Consider the following 21,618-nt stretch of genomic DNA (forward strand, 5'->3'; position numbering starts at 1 on the left):
CTGTTTTTCAGACTTCCTCAAACGCTTCAGTGATTTGACCGGGACCAATCGCGTCGGCCCATGCGGGTAGTCCCGGATAAGTCGCTGTCTGAGTTGAGAAAGTTCATATTTCCGGGACCTTGACTGAAAACGAGGTCCCGGAAATTGTCCAACACCACCAGCGACATAGACCTGGAAGGTCCCGGCGCTTTAATCTCGCCATCGAGATTCTGAGGGCAATTCCGCCTCCCTGCCAGCCCCCTCCCCCATCGCCGGCCATCTGAGAGAGCCATCGGAAGGGAAAGCTCCCCCGGTCTCGCGGCACATAGCGACCGATACGTAGTGGGCCGAAAGCGTATCCTTCGGAATGCCGACAAGGATCGTAAGCGGGTCTCGGGTCCGCTAATCTCCTGACATGGACAAGCACAGCTTCGCCGCTCTCTTCGAGACCGCTATCTCGCGGTCATTCGAACTCGCTTGCTTGGCCCGACCGAGCAGCGCGCTCGTCGAGTATCACGGGCGGCCTAATCCCAGACCTGCCGTTACCGTCGCACAGGCGCTGGACCTTCTGTGGCTTTCACCCGATCGATTTTACGTCGTCATCGACGTCAGCGTGATCCTCGATGGCGCCAACCCGCCGCTGCTGTTCGTTCGTCCGTCCGGTCATGAACCGATTCAATTCTCGGCCACCTGGGCGCCAGACGATCTTGGCCCATTCAAAGCCATGGGGCCGATGACAAAGGGCGGACGGACCTAGTGTCCGCAACGGGGTGGTTGGCGGCCGTCATGGTCAGTCGAAATCAAATACCTCGCCTCGCGCTTCGCCGCCGAGTTCTTTTGCGCGATGCCAACTTACCCACAACGGCTCCGCAACTATGGCGCCCTTCAAGAGCGCATCCACTAGCCGCCGCGCGAGCCAGTCCTCAGCCGGCGCCAACTCATGGTCACGCACGAAGCAGTCTAGGCGCGAATGTGGATGGAAGCCCTCAGCCCCAATGTTGGGCTTTGTCGAGAAGTAGCGCCCGATTGGCGTTGCTAGCGCCCCGCCCTGAACGGTCCGTTTGATGTGGAAGATCTCACCGTTCCGAAAACCGCCCTCGGCGTCGGATGTCACGTAGAAGTTCGTATCGATAGGCAGGTTTGGCATGGCGACGCTCTCTTGAACGCTCCAAGAACCAGACCGTTGGAAAGTCCGCAACGGGTCGTTCATCGCCAGGAGCATCGCGCCAGCATTCGGACGTTCGGCGGCGTTGCCGCCCAGCGGACCTTCCCAACTTCGGTGATGGGTGGATAGCTGCCTTCCCTCAGGCAAGCCTCACAAATAGACTCCCGCCGAACTCAGGGGCGTCACCGTGATTCCATCCGACCGAGACTGGCATCCGGCCCCAAAAGCGACCGAAGCTTCACTTGCGCGCCTCGTAGCCGCGAGCCCAATAGAGCTGCCGAGCGAGTACCTGAGGTTCCTGGCCTACTCGAATGGCGGCGAAGGCCCGCTCGGCCTTCAACCCTACTACTTCCAGATCGACTCGGCCGACGAAGCTGCCCTCGCCCTGGAAGATCATCGGCACGAAGAGTTCTTTCCAGGCTTCGTCATCATCGGATCAAGTGGCGGCGGCGAGTACGTCGGACTTGACGTGCGAGGTTCGTCGCCTTGGCCTGTAGTCGCCCTGGATATGACGAACAGCAATTTGGACGAAAGCGTCTTGGTCATCGCGTCCAGCTTCGCGGCTTTCATTGACCTCGTTGGCAAGGAAGCTGACCCGAGTTGAGTTTACGCTTTGGGTCCGGGAGCGGGAAAACGCACCCGGCCAGAGAGCGGACCTTCACGCTTTAAGGCGTGGGCCGGTCAGTCAGCTGGCGTCGCCCTCGCTGAGAGCTTCAGACCTTCGCTCGGAGACAAACCGCCCTGGTGCGCTTGGTGGAACGAGGGCCGGACGGGCTGGCGCGCGTCAAGGGTGCGCCCTACGGGCGCATCGCGGAGCGACGGCGAAGCCGCCCTTGACCCGCACCAGCCCGCCCGGCAGAGGCTCTCCAAGCGCTCCAGGGCGAGCACCGACCTTTCAGGTCCTGGCTCCCTTGAGCGGTGGGGGTTTCGCCGGCGCCTACTTCGCCAGGCGGACGCCTGGGCCGCCGCCGCCGTCTGCGCTGATGAAGATCACCCCACCTTCTTCCAGCGTGGTTTGAACCTTGTCGAGGTTGGTGGCGAGGATGCCACCACGGCCGGTTTCAAATCGAAGGATCGTTGATTCCGCCACACCTGATCGTTCTGCGAGCTGTCGAACGCTGATGCCGAGAGCGGCTCGGGCCATTCGAACTTGCGGCGGGGCGAGAATAGTCAACGTTTTGCTCCACAAGTGAACGAATTGCGTTGACTCAGTCACCGTAATTCGTTTGAATGTAGCCTCAATCCACTCAAACTCCACCGATTAGCGTGCTGATCGGACCGAGCGCCTGCGCCGGGAGCCCCCGCATGTCCGACGACAAGGCCGACCCCACGTCCATTTCGCGCCGCACGCTCCTCGGCGCCACGTCCGCCGCGCCGCTGATTTGCAGCGCCCCGAACGCAGCGGCGGCGCCGCCTGATAGCCTCATCGGCCAGTGCGCGCGCTGGCTGACCTACGACTTCGAGTCGGACGGCTTGGCCCGCCGATGGGGCGCGCTGGAGACACTGGCGGCCTCTGGATACGACTACTTCCGTATGAGTGACCATCAGCGAGGCAGCCTCCCCATGGCGCCCGAGATGGCCGCGATAGAGGTGGAACTGGACGCGCTCTGGGAGAAACGGAAGCGCGGCCTCAAGGCCATTACCAAGCTGGAGCCCCGTAACATCCACGAGGTCGCCAGCCTGCTCGTTATCGCCGCCCGCATGGACTTCCACGACCCAGGCCCGACAGCACCCCTGGTCAACAAGGCCATCGCGTTTCTGGCCTCGGCCAAGTGTCCAGGCTGCGGAGAGCCCTATGTGCCGCCGAGCCTCCCCACGGCCTGACGCGGCGGCAGCAAACCCGCCGATTTCCTGTCTCTCTTCGCCGCAGTACGACGGGTGGTCGAAGCCGCTTGCGGCGCTATCCGCGCCCTGCACCCTGGCGCGATGGCCCCTCGGCAACATCGTCGGTCTAGCTCTGAGGACAGCGGCGCCCGCGCCATCAAGCGCCGCCGACGCCGCGCCGACACGCCGGTCAAGGTCACTGACGACTGGCCCGAGTTCGTGCCCGTCACCGACCACGAGGCCCGGATCATTGAGGCCTTCTTCGCCGACGTTCTGGACGAGCTGTTCGGCCCCATTCCCTAACCAATGGAGTTTGCCATGGGCCGCGCTCGCCTAGCCCCCACGCCGTCGCCTGCGTCGCGGGCGGCGGTCTATCTCCGCGTCTCGACCGGCCGCCAAGCCGAGCATGACCTGTCATTGCCCGACCAGCGCCGCCAGCTTGAGGCCTATTGCGCCGGGAAGGGCTGGAAGGTGGCGACTGAGTATCTTGAGCCCGGCAACACCGCCACCGACGACAAGCGGCCGGCCTTTCAGGACATGATCGAAGCGGCGATGACCAAGCCCGCGCCGTTCGACGTGATCCTGGTCCACTCGTTCTCGCGGTTCTTCCGCGACCAGTTCCAGTTCGAGTTCTACGTCAGGAAGTTGGCCAAGAACGGGGTCAAGGTCGTCTCGATCACCCAAGAGCTGGGCGACGATCCGATGAGCCACATGATGCGCAAGATCATGACGCTCTTTGACGAGTACCAGTCCAAGGAGAACGGCAAGCACACCCTGCGCGCCATGAAGGAGAATGCCCGCCAGGGCTTCTGGAATGGCTCACGCCCGCCGTTGGGCTATCGCGTCATCATTGCTGAACAGCGCGGCGCCAAGCTCAAGAAGAAGCTGGAGATCGACCCGATCCAGGCTGAGAAGGTCCGCCGCATCTATAAGCTCGCCCTGTTCGGCGTGGATGGCTCTGGCCCCTTGGGCCTCAAGTCCATCGCCACCTATCTCAACGACAACAATGTCCGCACCAAGGATGGCGGCCGGTTCGGCATCGACGCGGTCCACAAGGTGCTGACCCGCACGACCTACAAGGGCGAGCACCGCTTCAACTTCACCGACCACAAGAACCGCGCCCGCAAGCCGGACGAGGAGCACGCGGTGGCCAAGATCCCGGCCATCGTCACCGAGGACGAATGGCAGGCGGTGCAGGACCATCTGAAACTCCGTAGCCCGACCTGCATGGCTTCGCGGTTCGTCACCAGCCAGGTGCTCCTGGGCGGCATCTGCTTCTGCGGTCTCTGCGGCGGCGCCATGACCCTGCGGACAGGGAAGAACGGGCGCTATCGCTATTACACCTGCTCGACCAAGGCCCGCATGGGCAAGTCCGGCTGCACGGGCATCACCGTGCCGATGGACAAGCTCGACGACGCCGTCGTCGAGCATCTGGAACGGCGGCTACTTCAGCCCGACCGGCTGTGCATGCTCATGGGCAACGTGTTGGACCGTCGCCAGGAGTGGGTCGAGCGCAGGCGCTCCCACGTTGCCGAACTCCGCAAGCGATCCGCCGAGGCCGCCAACAAGCTGGTGAGGCTCTACGCGGCGATTGAGGATGGTCTGGTCGGCCAAGGCTCCGAAGGCTTGAGCGACCGCATCAGGGAGCTGGAGGCCATCAAGAAGGAGGCGGCGGCCGACGCCGAACGCGCCGAGGCCGCCATCGACAAGCTCGGGCCGATGATCACCCCGGAGGCTATCGAACGGATGGCTCAGGCGACCCGTGAAGGCCTACGGGCGCCGGACGGCTCCTATCGACGCGCGCATGTCCGCGCGGTCGCGCAGCGCGTGGAAGTGCTGTCCACGGCCGAGATCAAGATCATGGGTGGGAGGACCGAACTGCTTCGGACGTTGGCCGCTTCGGGGGGCGACCAGTCTGCGATTCTGGAAGTTCGCAGTTTTAAACCGAAGTGGCGCACCCGACACGATTCGAACGTGTGACCTTTGCCTTCGGAGCTAGAACCACAACGCTACGACAGGCTTACCAATCCAACGCTAGAGTACGATAACACGCTGTTTATACAGCATTTTATTGATCGTAAGGGTTCTCTGTGCTACGCCAACGACACCCACAGTTTTCGATACGGTGGTGAGATTTTGGTGAGTTTTTGAGCCCGCACTAGCGAGGTACTTATGTCGAAACTTACGAAAACCGTCGTGGACAAGTCCGAACCACGCGACCGTCAATACACCGTTTGGTGCGGCGAGCTGAAGGGCTTTGGCGTCTTCGTCCTGCCCTCCGGCACCCGGACCTACTTCGTCGATTATCGAAACGCCAACAATGTGCGGCGGCGGATGAAGCTGGGCCGGCACGGACAGATCACCGCCGAGCAAGCGCGCACGCTGGCCATTCAAGCCCTGGCCGAAGTCTCCAAGGGGAACGATCCCCTCGAAAACCGGAACAGCGCGCGCAAGGCGATCTCGGTAAAGGAGCTTTGCGAGCTGTATATCGCGGAACTCGAAGCCGGCCGCATCCTCGGCAAGGGCGGGCGGCCGAAGAAGGCCAGCACCAAGATCACCGACCTCGGCCGGATCAACCGCCACATCATCCCACTCCTGGGCAAGAAGCGCGTCACCCACGTCACCAAGGCCGACGTGACGACCATGATGAAGGACATCATGGCGGGCAAGACGCGCGGGATCGAGAAGACGGAGAAACTGCGCGGTAAGTCGATCGTACGGGGCGGCATCGGCGTCGCTAGCCGCACCGTCGGTCTCCTGGGTGGCATCTTCACCTATGCACGGGATGACCTGGGCATCATCGAGGTCAATCCGGCGCATGGCATCCGCAAGCCCAAGGACGCCGTGCGCCAGCGCCGTCTGAACGAGGACGAGTATCGCGCCCTCGGGCGCATCCTTGCCAATGCCGCCGAGGATGAACGCTACACGCGCACCGTGGAGATGATCCGTCAGATCGCCATGTCGGGTTGCCGGCGCAGTGAGGTCATCAAGCTGCGCAAAACGGAACTCGACACCGTGGGGAGTTGCTTCCGGTTCGAGGATACGAAGGAAGGTCAGTCCGTGCGGCCGATGGGCTTGCCGGTGCTGGAGTATTTCGACGAGCGGGACATGAGCGGCGACAGCCCCTATGTGTTTCCCGGCGAGCGGAACCTGGCCAAGCCGTTCGGCAGCTTCCCTCGGCATTGGGAAAAGATCTTCGCCGGGACGGAGCTGGCGGACATCACCGCTCATGTACTGCGCCACAGCTTCGCCAGCCTGGCGAACGACCTTGGTTTCACCGAGATCACCATCGCGGCGCTTCTCGGCCATGCCACCGGCTCTATCACCAGCCGTTATGTGCATACGCTCGATGCAGCCCTCGTCATGGCGGCCGATACGGTGTCCGGCTACATCCATGCGCTGCTCAATGGTGCTGAGCTGACACATACACATTATGCGCTTGATCGGGGCTCGCGTAAGGCTGCGTTGGTTCGGTTTCTGACGCCCCATCAAGACTCAACAGCACAAGCTGAAACGTCACAACGGCTGGCCGCCTGACAATTGCACACGATGGTATGGGATGCAGGCCGCTCCTAGACCGATGCGGCTTTCATCCCCAAAACTGTCTAAAGAACAAGAGGTCGGCCGGGTCATTATCCATCGGCACATAGGCATATTGACATACATTATATGAACACATATTGATGTGTTTAATGTATATGTCATGAAAGCTCGATAATGGCCCACTCGCACGCCGACCATGGTCATGGCCACGATCACGACCACGATCATTCGCACACGCCGACCATCACCAGCGACAATGAGCGCAAGGTGCTGCTGTCGTTCGGCCTGATCTTCACCTTCATGGCGGTCGAGGTCGTGGGCGGTCTGCTTTCAGGGTCGCTGGCGCTGCTGGCGGACGCCGGCCATATGATGACCGACGCGGCGGCGCTGGCGCTCGCCTATGCCGCCTTCCGTTTCGGCCAGCGCGCGGCTGATTCCAAACGCACCTTCGGCTATCTGCGTTTCGAGGTGATCGCCGGCTTCGTCAACGCCGTCACCCTGTTCGCGATCGTCGGCTGGATCGTCTATGAAGCCTGGCAGCGCTTTCAGGAGCCGCAGCCGATCCTTGCCGGCCCGATGTTCGGGGTCGCGATCGCGGGGCTGCTGGTCAATATCCTCGTCTTCTGGATTCTGACGCGCGGCGACAGCGAGCATGTCAACATCAAGGGCGCGGCGCTCCACGTCATGGGCGACCTGCTCGGCTCGGTCGGCGCCGTGGGCGCGGCGATCGTGATCTACCTGACGGGCTGGACGCCGATCGACCCCATCCTGTCGGTGGTCGTCTCCCTGCTGGTACTGCGTAGCGCATGGAAACTGGCGGGCAAGTCGCTGCACATCCTGCTCGAAGGCGCGCCCGACGGCGCGGCGCCGGAGAAGATCGAGCGCCATATTCTGGAGCATGTGCCGGGCGTGGCTGCGGTCGGCCATATCCATGTCTGGTCGATCACGTCGGGCCGCACGCTGGCGACGATGCACGTCCGACCGGCGAACGACACCGAGGCCCGCGTAGTGGTGCGTGCAGTGGAACGCGAGTTGGAGAGCCATTTCGAGATCGAGCACGCCACTGTAGCGGTGGATTGGAACGAGGAAGGCGAGACGTGCAGCCTCGCTCCCGGCAGCAAGCGGGATGAGGGACGCGGACCTGGGCACGACCATCCCAGCCACAGCCACGGCGGCGTGAAACACGCTTGCTCCCACTGATAGGCGGACGTTGGTGCAGCCTATCTGAAATGCTCTGTCAGACTGCCTCCCGGTGCCTGAAGGTGGCTCTTGGCAATGAACGGGAACCAAACGCCCGCAGGAACATCGCTGTTCTCACTGCCGCGCAAGCCTTGGGCGGCGCCAGCCCGCCGATCGTGATGTCGCTCGGCGGGCTGGTCGGTCAGCAACTCTCGCCCGATCCCGCCTGGGTTACCTTCCCCGTCAGCCTGTTCGGACTCGGCCTTCGCGACCACAGCGGCTGTTTCCTTTCTTGCCGGCACGATCTTGCACAGCTCGGGTTGGATGGCGATCAATTGGCTGATTTTCCCGGTAATCGCGACGAGCCTCATTCCGCTGCTGCTCCGGCAAGCCGGTTCCACAAGTGCAAGGGGATGATCGAGGAAAACCGGCAATTGGTTGGCTAGCGGGTGGTCAAGGCTGGCCCTAGAAGGATCATAAATCTACACATCGTCATATATTCACGTATAAGAGGCTCCTGATGTCCGACACCACCAACTCTGACGATCATGGCAATCCTAAGCATTCTCAGGGACTGTCGAGCCACGACGTAACGATCCTGGCCGAAACTTTCCGCTTGCTGGGCGATCCCTCCCGCCTGCGTATTCTGCTCTATTGCCTGCAAACGCCGCGATCGGTGGGCGACATCGCCGAAAGCCTCGATCTGTCGCAAACGCTGGTCAGCCACCATCTGCGCCTCCTGCGCGGCGCGCGCCTCGTCCGTAGCGAGCGACACGGCAAGCAGATATTCTATGAAGTGGCGGATGCCCATGTGAGCACCATGCTCATCGACATGGCCAGCCATATGGATGAGGATCACGACGACGAATGATCGCGCCCAGTAATATTTGTTCACAGAAAGACAGGAGGACCGGCGCACCTCGATCAGGCCCGCCGGTCCGATAACCATATCCCTCAGAACCAGGACCGGATTCCGATCAGGAAATTCCACCCACCTCTGCTTTCAGCGCGGGCGCGGCGAAAATCCGCCGTGTCGCCAAAGGCGCGTTCATATTTCACGCCGATATAGGGCGCGAACTCCGGCACGAACTGGTAGCGCAGACGCAACCCCAACTCGGCGGTGGACAGCCCGGAACCGATGCCCAGCTCGGGAACGTCCTGCGCGGAGAAGTTCAGTTCGGCGGTTGGCTGGAGGATCAGCTTCTGGGTCAGGCGCTGGTCATATTCCGCTTCGATTCGCGCGGTGACGTCACCCTTGTCGGACAGGAACAGCGCACTGTCGATCTCGAACCAGTAAGGGGCAAGGCCCTGAACGCCGATGACAGCGTAGGTGCGGTCCGGTCCGGACCGAAAATCGTGGCGTATGCCGGCCTGGAGGTTCCACCACGGATCGAGCGCGTGGCTCCAGAGCGCCTGCGCCTCGACACTTTCCGGGCTGTCGTCGAAGTGGCTTTCGCCTTCGGTCTTGAGCCAGAGCTTGTCGATATCGCCGCCATACCAGCCCTGCACGTCCCAGGCATAGCCGTCCTTGCCCTTGCCGATCACGGCTTCGAGCTGATCGATCAGGATATTGTGGCTTTTGATATCGCCATGTTCGCGGCGCACGATTTCGCGCGCCGGAGCCATGGCCGCCGCGCCGAATATGGCATCGGCGGCGTGATCGGGGCCGCCCATGGCCGCCGCCGATGGCCCGCGCACCGGCGGGTCGGGAATGCCCGGTTCATGGCCTGCATGGGCCTGGTGCGCTTCCATCGGCGCGGCTGAAGGCATGGCGTGGCCGGCATGAGGATCGGGCGCTGCGGAGGGTTCCGGCGGCATGTCGTGCCCCGCATGGGGATTGCCTTCGGCACCGTCCATACGATGCCCCGCATGGGAATCGGCCGGGTCCTGCTGTGAGGCGCCAGCATGACTCCGGTGATCGTGTTGCGCTCAAGCGGGAGTCGCGACGGCGAGGAGAGCGATGCCCACGAGCCGCATCATGCCGCGTCTCCGTCGAGCGGACGGACGGTGACGACGCGAAACATCCCGGCGTGCATGTGGAGCAGCAGATGGCAGTGAAACGCCCAGTCGCCGGGCGCATCGGCGGTCAGGTCGAAGCTGACCTTGCCGCCCGGCAGCACATTGACGGTGTGCTTGCGCGGATAGCTGCCGGTATGACCGTTCACCAGTTCGAAGAAATGGCCGTGCAGGTGGATGGGATGGGTCATCATCGTGTCGTTGATGAGGGTAACGCGGGCGCGTTCATTGCGCTCGAAGCGGATCGGTTCCACGCCCTCGCTGAACTTCTCGCCATCGAACGACCACATGAACCGTTCCATGTTGCCGGTGAGGTGGACCTCGACCGTGCGCTGCGGCGGGCGCGTGTCGGGATTGGGCGTCAAGGACATCAGATCGCGATAGGTCAGCACCTTATGGCCGACATCTTCGAGGCCCAGCCCCGGATCGCCGGTGCGATCGACCGGCGCCATGGCGATGGCGTCCACGCCCACACCGACCTTGACGCTGTCGGGAACCAAAGACTTGTCACGCATGTTCATGCCGCCCATCGAATGGGAACCGCCATGATCCATGCCGCTGTGATCCATCCCGCCATGGTCTGCTGTCACCGCGTCTGCCCCGGCCGCCATCGCGCCATGGCCCATGGCACTATGGTCCATTCCCGCCATTGATCCGTGGTCCATGCCGCCCATGCCCATGTCCTTCATGGTGAGCGTGGGACGCGGGCGCAGCGGCGGAATCGGCGCCGTCATCCCCATACGGGATGCGAGCGTGGCGCTCGCCATGCCGGAACGATCGATCGATTCCGCCACCAGCGTGAACGCCTTGTCCTCGGCGGGTTCGATGATGGCGTCATAAGTTTCGGCATTGCCGATCTGGAACTCGTCGACCGTTACGGGTCGGACATTCTGGCCATCGGCGCTGACCACCGTCATCGGCAGGCCGGGGATACGGATATTGAAGATCGTCATGGTGGCGGCATTGATGAAGCGCAGCCGCACCCGCTCGCCGGGACGGAACAGGCCGGTCCAGTTCTCCTGCGGGCCATGACCGTTGATGAGATAGGTGTAGGTGACGGCCGTCACGTCGGAAATGTCGGTGGGGTCCATCCGCATCTGCGCCCACATGGCGCGGTCCGATGCCGACATTTCCTCCTCGGGGCCGCCCTTCATCATGCCGAACAATGTCTGTTTCTGGCGATTGAAGTAGCCGCCTTCCGCCTTGAGCTTGGTGATGAGAGCGTGCGGATGCAGGAACGTCCAGTCGCTCAGCACGATCACATGCTCGCGATCATAAGCGATCGGATCGGGCTCGGCGGGATCGATCACGATCGGACCATAATGGCCCTGTTGTTCCTGAAGGCCGCTATGGCTGTGATACCAATAGGTGCCGCTTTGCAGCAACGGAAAGTCATAGACGAAGGTCGAACGCGGCTTGATCCCCGGAAAGCTGAGGCCGGGCACGCCGTCCATCTGGAATGGCACGAGCAGCCCGTGCCAGTGGATCGAGCTGTCCTCGTCGAGCGTGTTCTCGACGTGCAACCGCACATTCTGCCCCTCGCGCAGCCGGATCAGCGGCGCGGGCAATACACCATTCATAGTCACGGCGTGACCGGTCCGCCCGCCTACGGTGAAAGGCGTATTGGCAATCCTGAGGTGAATATCCTCGCCCGAGAGTGTGGGCAGGGTCGGTACAAGCCCGGTCGAGCCGGTTCTGGCCCAGGCGGGAACAAGCCCCGTGATGCCGAGTCCGGCTATGCCGATGGCTCCCGCTCGTAAAAACGACCTGCGCTCAATGAATGGTGTCATGTCTCTATGTCCTGCAGGTGCCCGATTTTCGGAAACGGGAACAAGGGCCGGAAATGCCGGACGGACGACAGCCGTCATCCGCCCGGTCGGACCTGGTGGTATGGCTACGCCTCCCTATGCCACTTCAATAGCGCGCGCGGGATAGCCGTCCTCGGCGAGCGCGACTTCGATAGCTTGCGCGCTAGCCACGGTATCGACCGTGACCTTCTTGTCCGCGATACTCACCTCGACCTTCGCATTGGCGTCGATCGCGGTGATCGCTTGCGCGATGTGCTTGATGCATGAACCGCAGCTCATGTTTTCGACGTGGAATTGCATGGGAAATCTCCATTGTTCCTGACAACGGATCACAAGCTAATCTTTCCCATCGTTGGAGGGTCAAGGCCGTTTTTCGCGGTCGCTATCGGAAAGGAGATCACGGCCCTACCGTTGAGCCATGTGCTTGCGAGGGCGGCTTGCTCTCATCAGGTCAGGATATATTTTGCCCTTGACCTTCCCATCATTGGAACCTGCATCTTGCGACAAATTCCAATCGTGAAGTGTGGAGTATCGAGCCATGATAGCCGCAGAAACCCTGAGAGATTCGGACGAATCCATCGATTCGGCGATCAGCTTGCCGATTGAGGGCATGACCTGCGCGTCCTGTGTGGCCCGCATCGAACGGTCGCTGAGCAAGGTCGAGGGCGTACAGTCCGTCAGCGTCAATCTGGCGACCGAACGCGCCGACATTCGAGCAAACGCCGCCGTCGACCGAAAGGCGCTGGTGCGGGCCGTCGAGGCCGCCGGCTACAGCGTGCCATCTGTCGCCGGCATCGAACTGGCGGTGGAGGGAATGACCTGCGCATCCTGCGTCGGTCGCGTGGAGCGGGCGCTCAAAGCTGTCCCCGGCGTCACCGAGGCGATAGTCAACCTAGCGACCGAACGCGCGAGCGTGCGCGGCGCGGCCGATGTTGAGGCGCTCATCGCAGCGATCGCGGGCGCGGGCTATACAGCGCGCCCAATTGAGGCCAGCGTTTCTGGCGACGAGGAAGCGGCCGAGCGGAAGGACGCCGAGCGCCGGGCGCTGAAGCGCGATCTCACCCTTGCGACCGTACTGGCGCTGCCGGTGTTCCTGCTCGAAATGGGCAGCCACGTCATTCCCGGCGTCCATGGCTTGATCGACCGCACGATCGGCATGCAGGCAAGCTGGTATCTCCAGTTCGTCCTGACGACGCTGGTGCTCGCCTTCCCCGGCATCCGTTTCTACAAGGCGGGCCTGCCCGCGCTGGCGCGGCTGGCGCCGGACATGAACTCGCTGGTTGCCGTCGGCACGCTGGCCGCCTACGGCTATTCGCTGGTCGCGACTTTCGCGCCCGGTCTGCTGCCCGCCGGGACGGTCAACGTCTATTATGAAGCGGCGGCGGTCATCGTTGCGCTGATCCTGTTGGGCCGTTACCTCGAAGCCCGTGCAAAGGGCCGCACCTCCGAAGCGATCAAGCGGCTGGTGGGATTGCAGGCCAAGACCGCCCGCGTGCGCCGCGACAGCGCGGTGTTCGAGGTTTCCATTAGCGAGGTCATCACCGGCGACATTATCGAAGTGCGTCCCGGCGAGCGCATCCCCGTCGATGGCGAAGTGACCGAGGGCGAGAGCTATGTCGACGAGTCGATGATCACCGGCGAACCCATCCCGGTCGCCAAGGCTGAGGGCGCCACGCTGGTCGGCGGCACCGTCAATCAGCAGGGCGCGCTGGCGTTCCGCGCCACCGCCGTTGGCGGCGCGACGATGCTGGCGCAGATCATCCGCATGGTCGAGCAGGCGCAGGGATCGAAGCTGCCGATTCAGGCGCTGGTCGACAAGGTGACGATGTGGTTCGTCCCCGCCGTGTTCGGTGTGGCGGCGCTGACTTTCGCAGCCTGGCTGTGGTTCGGCCCGTCGCCCGCACTGACCTTTGCACTGGTGAATGCGGTCGCCGTGCTCATCATCGCCTGCCCCTGCGCTATGGGGCTGGCGACGCCGACCGCCATCATGGTCGGCACCGGGCGCGGAGCGGAACTGGGTATCTTGTTCCGCAAGGGCGAGGCGCTGCAACTGCTGAAGGACGCCAGGGTTGTCGCGGTCGACAAGACCGGCACGCTGACCGAAGGTCGTCCCGCGCTCACCGACCTGCAAGTGACGGACGGCTTCGACCGGGCGGCGGTGCTGGGTCTGGTCGCCGCTGTCGAGGACAAGTCGGAGCATCCGATCGCCCGCGCAATCGTCGACGCGGCCAAGGCGGAAGGTATTGCGCTGCCCGCGATTACCGACTTCGACTCTATCACCGGCTTCGGTGTCAAGGCGGTGGCGGGTGGCGAGCTGGTCCAGATCGGTGCCGATCGCTACATGCGCGAGCTTGGGCTGGACGTGGCCGCCTTTGCGGAGACAGCACAGCGGTTGGGGCAGGAAGGCAAGTCGCCGCTCTATGCCGCCATTGGCGGGCGGCTTGCCGCGATCATCGCGGTGGCCGATCCGATCAAGGCGACCACGCCGGCAGCCATCGCGGCGCTGCACGCGCTCGGCCTCAAGGTTGCGATGCTGACCGGCGACAACCGCATGACGGCCGAGGCTATCGCCCGCCAGCTCGGTATCGACGAAGTGGTCGCCGAAGTCCTGCCCGAAGGGAAGGTGGAGGCGATAGCCCGGCTCAAGGCCGAGCATGGCCGCGTCGCCTTCGTCGGGGATGGCATCAACGATGCGCCCGCGCTGGCGGCTGCCGATATCGGCCTAGCGGTCGGCACCGGCACGGATATCGCGATCGAGGCGGCCGATGTCGTGCTGATGTCGGGCCATCTGAACGGTGTGGCGACGGCCATCGCCCTGTCGCGCGCGACGATTGGCAATATCCGCCAGAACCTGTTCTGGGCGTTCGCCTACAACACGGCGCTGATCCCGGTCGCGGCAGGCGTGCTCTATCCGAGCCTGGGCATCCTGTTCTCGCCGGTGTTCGCGGCGGGTGCTATGGCGATGTCGAGCATCTTCGTCTTGGGTAATTCGTTGCGCCTGCGCGGTTTTCAGCCACGCGAGACAGGAGGAACGGCATGAACATCGGACAAGCCTCCAAGGCGTCGGGCGTCTCCGCCAAGATGATCCGCTATTACGAGCAGACCGGCCTCATTCCGAAAGCCGATCGCAAGGACTCCGGCTATCGCGATTACTCGCCATCGGATGTTCATATGCTGCGGTTCATCCGGCGGGCGCGTGATCTCGGTTTCTCGGTCGCGGAGATCAACGATCTTCTGAGCCTCTGGCGGGACAAGGCCCGCCAGAGCGCCGATGTGAAGCGGATCGCGCAGGCCCATATCGCCCAGCTTCAGGAGCGGATCGAAAATCTGAACCAGATGGCCGCGACGCTCGGAACGCTGGTGGATTGCTGCGCGGGCGATGATCGGCCTGACTGCCCGATCCTTGCCGATCTGGAGGAACCCGGCGCCGCGCCAGCATCCGTGCCGGCGGCAACGGGCCGCCTTCGGCACCGACCGTAAACGAATCAGATATTCGACACCGCTCCACGATGCGGCGCCGCTCCCGCTAAGCCGTGGTCAACAAGTCCGACAACAAGCGGACGCGTTGATCCCGAGTGGTGCGGTCGCCTTCAGAAAAACGCTGACGCCATAACCTATGGCGACCACCCCGCCGATTTGCAGTAGGTCTCGTCGTGAAGGGCGGCGCTTCTCCGTCATGTGTCGTCCGGGGTCGCGCCTCCCAGCGCCCGGATCAAGGCGATTGCCGTTCGGGCGCGATCATATTCGACCGTGATGCTGGCGCGTTGCGCGGCGAGCGCGGCGGTTTGGGCCGTCGTCACCTCCAGATAGTCGGCCGCGCCGTCGCGATAGCGATCAAGCGCCAGGCTCTCAGCCCGCGCCGCCGCTTGGGCGGCTATGCGCTGCTCGCGATCCTGACCCGTCAAGGCATCCATGCGAGACAGGGCATCCTCCACCTCCCGGAACGCATCCAGCACGGTCTGGCGGTAGCCCGCGGCGAGTTCTTCATAGTCCGTCCGGCTGATGGCCAGCCGCGCTCGCCGTCCGCCACCGTCGAACAGATTGAAGATCGTGGTGATCGGCCCGAGCGCCCAGAAACCAGTATCCGCGCTGACGATCGGCGCCTCGACCGCCTGATACCCCGCGCCGAGCCCGAGGCTGATGCGCGGATAGAAGGCGGCCCGCGCGACGCCGATCCGCGCATTGGCGGCGACCAGGCGGCGCTGCGCCTCGGCGATGTCGGGACGGCGCTGAAGAAGTTCGGAGGGCAGGGACGGCGGCAGGTCAGGCAGCGCAAGGCTTCGTTGCGCGGGATCGATGGCGAAAACAGAGGCGCTCTCGCCAACCAGCGCCGCGATCCGGTTCTCGATCCCCGCGCGCTGCGCCCGTAGCGCCTCCAGACGGGCGCGGGCATCGGCGAGCTGGGCCGTCGATCGGCTACGGTCCACGCCAGAGGCAATGCCGCCTTCGTGGCGGGTGCGGATCAAATCATCGGCGCGCGCATAGGCGGCCACGGTCCTGGTCAGCAGGACCTGCTCGGCATCGACGGCGCGAAGTTGGACATAGAGATCGGCGACCGAAGCCTGAAGGCTGAGCCGCGCCGAGCGCAAGGCGGCCTCCTGCGCTTCGGCATCCGCCGTAGCGGCGCGCACGCTGTTGCGGACCCGGCCCCAAAGGTCCAACTCATAATCGAGACCAACACCGAAGAGGATCTGGTTCGCGATTACGGGCTCGCCAGCTCCGATCGATCGTCCGGCTGAAAGCCGCTCGCGCGAAGCCCCGCCGGTCAGATCGACATTCGGCAACTGGTTGGAGCGGTCGAGCCGTGCCGCCGCCAACGCCCGGTCGTAACGGGCAAGCGCGGCCGCGAGCGTCGGGGTCCGCTCGTCCAGCCGCGCCATCAGCTCGTCGAGCACCGGGTCCGCGAATCCGCGCCACCACTCGCCACGGTCTAGATGATCGCCGGGCGCGGCCGTCGTCCATCCTTCCACATGGCGGAAGCTTGCCGGGGTCTCGATTGCCGGCGTTTGCATCGGCGGCAGGGTGGCGCAGCCGCCGAGGCCGATCGCGGCGACGAATGCTATCCTAGCGCTGCGCATTCGGAGCCGCCGGTTGCCGTGCGGGAACTACCCGGACCTTGTCGCCGGTGGCCAGCGCGTCGGGAGGGGTCTGAACGATGCGGTCGGTTGGACGTAGCCCCGAGATAATCTCGATGGTCGCGCCCTGGTCGCGACCCACCGCAACCTCCCGAAGCGCGACCTGACCCTGGCCATCGACCACGGCGACCCGCGCGCCGTCGGAACCGAGGATCAGGGCGCTCGCCGGCACCTGGACCGTTTCGGCGCCGCCAGGCACGGACACCCGCACCTCCGCGTAGCTGCCGGGTCTCAGGCGTCGAGCGCCGTTATCGACCAGAAATTCCACCAGCATTGCGCCGGATTGGCGGTCCACCGCCTCGGAGAGACGGGACAGTGTGGCCTCGAACACCTCGCCCGGTCTGTCAGGCACGGTGAACATCGCTTGCGTGCCGCGCACCAGCCTTCCCGAAAAAGCTTGCGGTACGCGCACATAGAGGCGCAGGCGGCTGACGTCGGCAACGGTGAACAAGGGTTCCACCCCCGGCGCGCCCGTCTGGACCAAGGCGCCGAGCTGGGCCGAGCGGCTGGTGACGACGCCATCGAACGGCGCCGTCAGCCGCGTAAATCCGGTCAGCGCCCTCAGCCGGCCGACGTCCGCCTGAGCGGCCCGTGCGCGCGCATCGGCAGCGGCAAACTGCCCCTGCCGCTCATCGGCTTCCTGCCGGGACACGGCGTCCTTTTCGAGCAGATTGTTCCAGCGCGCCGCCGTGGTTTCGGCCAGCCCGCGATCAGCGGCCGCGGTCTGATAGGCCGCCTGGGCCTGCGCGAGCTGCTGGTCGATCTCGGGCGCATCGAGGATGGCGAGCGTTTGCCCGCGCCGCACCCGGTCCCCGATGTCCGCGCGCCATTCGCGCACATAGCCGCTCACCCGCGCGTTGATCGCGGCGCGATTATAGGGATCGAGACTGCCCGGCAGCACGATCTCGCCTCCCTCGGACACGCGGGGCTGAACCAGGCTGACGGTGGGCAGCGCGTTCTCGGCCGCGATGGCTGCCTGTTCGCTTTCGGCCATGCCGCGCGAAACGAGGCCGCCTCCGACCAGTGCGGCAATCACGAGACCGGCCGCGCCGAGATAAAGGCCGGCGCGCTTCTTTGGGGTTGGATCAGACATGCTGGAGTTCAAGCTCCCTTGCGGGTGAGGAAGGCGCGCCCTTGCGATGGGCGATGCTGAACAGCGCCGGCACGAGCAGCAGTGTCGCCACGGTTGCGAAGATCAAGCCGCCGATCACCGCGCGGCCGAGCGGAGCGTTCTGCTCGGCGCCCTCGCCGATACCGAGCGCGATGGGGGTCATGCCGATGATGATCGCGAGCGCGGTCATCAGCACGGGGCGGAAACGGACCACCGCCGCCTCGATCGCGGCGCGGGTGGCGTCGCCGGTCTCGGCTAGGCGTTCGCGTGCGAAGCTGACCACCAGGATGGAGTTGGCGGTGGCGACGCCCATGCACATGATCGCGCCGGTGAGCGCGGGCACGGAGATGGTCGTGCCGGTCACGAACAGCATCCAGACGATGCCGGCGAAGGCGGCCGGCAGCGCGCCGATGATGACCAGCGGGTCGATCCAGCTCTGGAAGGTCACGACGATCACGAGGTAGATGAGGATAATCGCGCCGATCAGCCCGAAAGCGAGACCGGAGAAGGCGTGGTTCATCGTCTCATATTGTCCCGCCAGCGTGACGGTTACGCCGGCCGGGCGCTCGGCATCCATCTCGGCAATGATGCGATGAATGTCGCCGGCCACGGCGCCCAGGTCGCGAGCCTGCGGCGTGGCATAGATGTTGATGACCGGCTGGATGTCTGCTCGGCTCGCTACGTTGATGGTCGTATTGCGAGTCACGGCGCCAAGACCGCCCAGCGTCTGGGCCTCCCCGGCGCCCGTCGCCGAAACCGGCAGCGCTTCCAGCGCAGCGATCGTGTCGACCTCCAGTTCGGGGACTTGCGCCACGACAGGATAGGACACCCCGTTTTCGGGATTGAGCCAGTAAACCGGCGCAGACTGCTGCGTGCCGGCTAGGGCGGTCGCGACGCTGGTGGTTACGTCACGCTGGTTGAGCCCGTATTGCGCGATCCGCGAGCGATCGATGTCGATGTTGAGCTGCGGCGCGCGCGAGGATTGCTGGAGTCGGGCGTCGGCGAGGCCGGGCACGGTCCGAACGCGTTTGAGGATCGCTTGCGCATAAGCTTCGTTCGCCGCGAGATTCCGGCCGCGCACCTGGATATCGATCGGCGCTGGCGAGCCGAAGTTCAGGATTTGGCTGGTGATGTCGGCAGGCAGGAAGGAGAAATCAACGCCCGGAAAGCTCACGGGCAGCTCGCGCCGCAAAGTGGCGACATGCGTGTCCGTCGCGGTTCGGTTCCGCCCGAGCGAGATGAGGATATCGCCCTCGTTCAGTCCCACCGTCCCCGTATTGTTGTAGATGACGTTGAGCAGCGCGGAGGACATTCCGACATTGGCGACGACCGATTCAACCTGCTCGGCGGGGATCAATTCGCGCACCCGCGTCTGCACCCGCGAGATCAGCGCCGTGCTGTCCTCGATGCGCGTGCCTGCCGGCGCGCGCACATGCAGGGTGATTTGCCCAGCATCCACAGTGGGAAAGAAGTCGCGGCCAAGTGTGGGAATGAGCAGCAGCGACGCCACCATCGCGCCGAGGAACGCCGGGATGAAGATGCGCCGTGCGGACATCACGCGGGAAAGCACCCGCCCGAAGCGGTCCTTCTGCCTGTCGAACCCGGTCGAAAAGCGATGCTGGAACCGGACGAGTGGATTGCGCGAGCGGGCGCGCTCGGCCTCTTCGCCCTCCCGATGCGGGCGTAGCAGATACATCGCCATCGTCGGGATGAGCGTGCGCGACAGGATGAACGAGGCGATCATCGAGAAGATCACCGCCAGTGCCAGCGGCACGAACAGATAGCCTGCGACGCCCGGCAGGAAGAACATCGGCACGAAGACGATGCAGATGCACGTCACGATCACGAAGGCGGGCGTCACGATCTGCGCCGCGCCGTCCATGATCGAGCGTAGAACCGGCTTCCCTTTCTCAAGGTGCCAGTTGATGTTCTCGATCGTGACCATCGCGTCGTCGACCAATATGCCGATGGCCAGAGCCAAGCCGCTCAGCGTCATGATGTTGATCGTCTGGCCGGTCGCGCTCAGCGCCAACAACGCGGCGAGGATCGCCAAGGGTATCGTGGTCACGATGATGATCGTCGATCGCCACGATCCCAGAAACAGCAGGATCATCAGCGAGGTCAGCACGGCGGCCAACACACCCTCATAGGCCACGGTGGAGACGGCCGCCTTCACCAGCACCGACTGGTCGCCGATAAGCTGGACGCGCAGCGTTTCCGGGAGGCCCTCGGTGATCTGTGGGATACGCTCGCGAACCGTATTGACGATATCGATGGTTGAGGCCGCACCGCTCTTGAGCACGGTCATCAGGACTGACCGCTGGCCTTCGACTTGGACGATGTTCATTTGCGGCGGCGCGCCGTCGCGGACTTGGGCGATGTCGCGCATGGTGATCGTCGCGCCGTCGACCACGCGAACTGGCAGATTGTTCAACTGCTCGACCGAGCCCGGCGCATTGTTGAGCCTGACGGTGTATTGCAGGCCGCCGACCTTGGCGAAGCCCGCCGGGATGATTTGGGTTTGCGCGGCAATCGCCGCCGCGACGTCGCCGGCGGACAGGCCGCGAGCGCGCAGCGCCTCAGGGTCGATGTCGATCTGTATCTGACGCTGCTTGCCGCCGAATGGGAAGGGCATGGCGACGCCCGGCACGGTGATGAGCTGCGGGCGGATTTGATTGACGCCGAGATCGTAGAGCTGCTGTTCGCTCAGCCCTTCGCCGGAGAGGGCGAGCTGGACGATCGGCACGGTCGAGGCGTCATAGTTGACGATGAACGGCGGAGAGATGCCCGGCGGAAGCTGACGCAAAATGGCCTGCGAGATCGACGTGACCTGCGCGGTCGCGGTGCGAATGTCCGCGCCTGGCTGGAAGTAAATCCGCACGACGCCAACGCCGTTCATCGACTGGCTCTCGATCCGGTCGATGTCGTTGACGGTCGTGGTCAGCACGCGTTCGAACGGATTGATGATCCGTCCGGCCATGTCCTCGGGCGACAGCCCATTATAGGTCCAGGCGGTCGCGATCACCGGCACGCCGATGCGCGGGAAGATGTCGACCGGCATCCTCAGAACGGACAGGATGCCGAGGCCAAAGATCAGCACGGCCATCACGATGAAGGTCAGCGGTCGCGTTAGCGCGACCCGCACGAGCGCCATCATCGTGGCTGGTTCCGAAACATAGGTGACTTGCTAGGCATCGCACGTCCTCCCGCGAGATCGCGAAAATGGGCATGCTCCCGTCTTGCGTGATCGTGATCGTGGTGGCTGTGGGAATGGGGCATGTCGATCTCAAACGGAGCCATAAGATGTGCACATGAATATGTGTTCATTTGTTTGATGTCAACTCGATGCAGTCAAGCACCACCATGAGCTGGCCGTGGCGATGACGAGCAAATGGCAGCGTCATTTTTGCGCTCGGAGAAGCCGATGACGGCGTCGGCGGTTGAGGGACGGCTTCAGGAATCCGGGAATTCCTGACTTTCCGCATTGATTCGTTTGTTGCCGCAGACCGATGCTTCTTCCAACGTTTGGAAGGTCAAGGGATGAATCACTTCGGGCTCACGTCGGACCTACGCCGCCGGTACGTTGCTCGATGACTATGTGCAGTCGGGCACCATGGCCGCCGACCAAGCGGCGCTTCTAGCCGAAGTCGCCAAGGGTCCCGACCGCGTCGTCATCATTGAGGACACGCGCGAGCTTCAATGCGCCGCGCCTAATCTCGTCGCGATGCGCACCAAGGATGGCATTGCGACGCTCGACGCGCCATGCCGGCGTGCCCCTTCGACCTATCGCCTATCCTTTCATATTTATCTATATTCATATGAATGATTGTTGAAAATAATCCTTGACCTTGCCAACGC

General features: G+C 63.8%; 20 protein-coding genes. 12 read left to right on the forward strand and 8 right to left on the reverse strand.

Annotated elements, in window-relative coordinates:
- Window positions 1-394: 394 nt before the first annotated feature.
- Window positions 395-736, forward strand: a complete 342-nt coding sequence (locus tag AC1RJ9_RS08480; RefSeq protein WP_492837614.1) for a hypothetical protein — start codon at window positions 395-397, stop codon at window positions 734-736.
- 33 nt (window positions 737-769) lie between these two features.
- Here AC1RJ9_RS08480 and AC1RJ9_RS08485 read toward each other — a convergent pair whose 3' ends face one another.
- Complete coding sequence (locus AC1RJ9_RS08485; RefSeq protein ID WP_492837612.1) at window positions 770-1,126, reverse strand: hypothetical protein; 357 nt, start codon at window positions 1,124-1,126, stop codon at window positions 770-772.
- A 205-nt stretch (window positions 1,127-1,331) separates the two neighbouring features.
- On the opposite strand from AC1RJ9_RS08485, the gene AC1RJ9_RS08490 reads away from it, so the two are divergent.
- Complete coding sequence (locus tag AC1RJ9_RS08490; protein ID WP_492837610.1) at window positions 1,332-1,748, forward strand: SMI1/KNR4 family protein; 417 nt, start codon at window positions 1,332-1,334, stop codon at window positions 1,746-1,748.
- Window positions 1,749-2,081: 333 nt separating this feature from the next.
- Here AC1RJ9_RS08490 and AC1RJ9_RS08495 read toward each other — a convergent pair whose 3' ends face one another.
- A complete protein-coding gene (locus tag AC1RJ9_RS08495) occupies window positions 2,082-2,318 on the reverse strand; it encodes a helix-turn-helix domain-containing protein (RefSeq protein WP_083779768.1) in 237 nt (78 codons plus the stop codon).
- A gap of 131 nt (window positions 2,319-2,449) precedes the next feature.
- Between AC1RJ9_RS08495 and AC1RJ9_RS08500 the strand changes: the two genes are divergently transcribed.
- From AC1RJ9_RS08500 to AC1RJ9_RS08530, 7 genes are all read left to right on the forward strand, one after another.
- On the forward strand, window positions 2,450-2,968 hold the full coding sequence (locus tag AC1RJ9_RS08500) for a hypothetical protein (RefSeq protein WP_492837608.1): 519 nt from the start codon (window positions 2,450-2,452) through the stop codon (window positions 2,966-2,968).
- Between the two features lie 54 nt (window positions 2,969-3,022).
- Window positions 3,023-3,271 carry a hypothetical protein gene (locus AC1RJ9_RS08505; RefSeq protein WP_492853398.1) on the forward strand — a complete coding sequence of 83 codons (249 nt, stop codon included), beginning with the start codon at window positions 3,023-3,025 and terminating at the stop codon, window positions 3,269-3,271.
- A gap of 15 nt (window positions 3,272-3,286) precedes the next feature.
- Complete coding sequence (locus tag AC1RJ9_RS08510) at window positions 3,287-4,948, forward strand: recombinase family protein (protein ID WP_492837605.1); 1,662 nt, start codon at window positions 3,287-3,289, stop codon at window positions 4,946-4,948.
- Window positions 4,949-5,140: 192 nt separating this feature from the next.
- The gene (locus AC1RJ9_RS08515) at window positions 5,141-6,505 is read left to right on the forward strand and encodes a tyrosine-type recombinase/integrase (RefSeq protein WP_017502059.1); all 1,365 of its coding nucleotides are present in this window, start codon (window positions 5,141-5,143) and stop codon (window positions 6,503-6,505) included.
- A gap of 180 nt (window positions 6,506-6,685) precedes the next feature.
- Window positions 6,686-7,711, forward strand: a complete 1,026-nt coding sequence (locus AC1RJ9_RS08520; RefSeq protein WP_017502060.1) for a cation diffusion facilitator family transporter — start codon at window positions 6,686-6,688, stop codon at window positions 7,709-7,711.
- A 62-nt stretch (window positions 7,712-7,773) separates the two neighbouring features.
- On the forward strand, window positions 7,774-8,136 hold the full coding sequence (locus AC1RJ9_RS08525) for a hypothetical protein (RefSeq protein ID WP_228220262.1): 363 nt from the start codon (window positions 7,774-7,776) through the stop codon (window positions 8,134-8,136).
- A 74-nt stretch (window positions 8,137-8,210) separates the two neighbouring features.
- Entirely contained in the window at window positions 8,211-8,561 is a 351-nt protein-coding gene (locus AC1RJ9_RS08530; RefSeq protein WP_017502062.1) for an ArsR/SmtB family transcription factor, read from the forward strand.
- Between the two features lie 83 nt (window positions 8,562-8,644).
- Here the strand turns inward: AC1RJ9_RS08530 and AC1RJ9_RS08535 are convergent, their stop codons facing one another.
- The 3 genes from AC1RJ9_RS08535 to AC1RJ9_RS08545 form a co-directional block, all read right to left on the reverse strand.
- Complete coding sequence (locus AC1RJ9_RS08535; RefSeq protein WP_017502063.1) at window positions 8,645-9,547, reverse strand: copper resistance protein B; 903 nt, start codon at window positions 9,545-9,547, stop codon at window positions 8,645-8,647.
- A gap of 119 nt (window positions 9,548-9,666) precedes the next feature.
- The gene (locus tag AC1RJ9_RS08540; RefSeq protein ID WP_026109362.1) at window positions 9,667-11,496 is read right to left on the reverse strand and encodes a copper resistance system multicopper oxidase; all 1,830 of its coding nucleotides are present in this window, start codon (window positions 11,494-11,496) and stop codon (window positions 9,667-9,669) included.
- 114 nt (window positions 11,497-11,610) lie between these two features.
- On the reverse strand, window positions 11,611-11,814 hold the full coding sequence (locus tag AC1RJ9_RS08545; RefSeq protein ID WP_017502065.1) for a heavy-metal-associated domain-containing protein: 204 nt from the start codon (window positions 11,812-11,814) through the stop codon (window positions 11,611-11,613).
- A gap of 238 nt (window positions 11,815-12,052) precedes the next feature.
- Between AC1RJ9_RS08545 and AC1RJ9_RS08550 the strand changes: the two genes are divergently transcribed.
- Window positions 12,053-14,554 (forward strand): heavy metal translocating P-type ATPase, encoded by a 2,502-nt coding sequence (locus AC1RJ9_RS08550; RefSeq protein WP_492837602.1) that lies wholly within the window; start codon window positions 12,053-12,055, stop codon window positions 14,552-14,554.
- A complete protein-coding gene (cueR, locus tag AC1RJ9_RS08555; protein ID WP_017502067.1) occupies window positions 14,551-14,994 on the forward strand; it encodes a Cu(I)-responsive transcriptional regulator in 444 nt (147 codons plus the stop codon). The genes AC1RJ9_RS08550 and cueR overlap by 4 nt, the downstream gene beginning before the upstream one ends.
- A gap of 194 nt (window positions 14,995-15,188) precedes the next feature.
- Here the strand turns inward: cueR and AC1RJ9_RS08560 are convergent, their stop codons facing one another.
- The 3 genes from AC1RJ9_RS08560 to AC1RJ9_RS08570 are packed head-to-tail and all read right to left on the reverse strand — an operon-like array spanning window position 15,189 to window position 20,917.
- Window positions 15,189-16,592, reverse strand: coding sequence for an efflux transporter outer membrane subunit (locus AC1RJ9_RS08560; protein WP_017502068.1), 1,404 nt, complete (start codon window positions 16,590-16,592; stop codon window positions 15,189-15,191).
- Window positions 16,579-17,742 (reverse strand): efflux RND transporter periplasmic adaptor subunit, encoded by a 1,164-nt coding sequence (locus AC1RJ9_RS08565; RefSeq protein WP_017502069.1) that lies wholly within the window; start codon window positions 17,740-17,742, stop codon window positions 16,579-16,581. Before AC1RJ9_RS08565 ends, AC1RJ9_RS08560 begins: the two co-directional genes overlap by 14 nt.
- The gene (locus AC1RJ9_RS08570) at window positions 17,735-20,917 is read right to left on the reverse strand and encodes an efflux RND transporter permease subunit (RefSeq protein WP_017502070.1); all 3,183 of its coding nucleotides are present in this window, start codon (window positions 20,915-20,917) and stop codon (window positions 17,735-17,737) included. Before AC1RJ9_RS08570 ends, AC1RJ9_RS08565 begins: the two co-directional genes overlap by 8 nt.
- A 456-nt stretch (window positions 20,918-21,373) precedes the next feature.
- On the opposite strand from AC1RJ9_RS08570, the gene AC1RJ9_RS08575 reads away from it, so the two are divergent.
- Window positions 21,374-21,586, forward strand: coding sequence for a Flp pilus assembly complex ATPase component TadA (locus AC1RJ9_RS08575; RefSeq protein ID WP_026109364.1), 213 nt, complete (start codon window positions 21,374-21,376; stop codon window positions 21,584-21,586).
- Window positions 21,587-21,618 lie beyond the last annotated feature (32 nt).

The organism is Caulobacter sp. GW822-FHT07D08 (assembly GCF_058798735.1).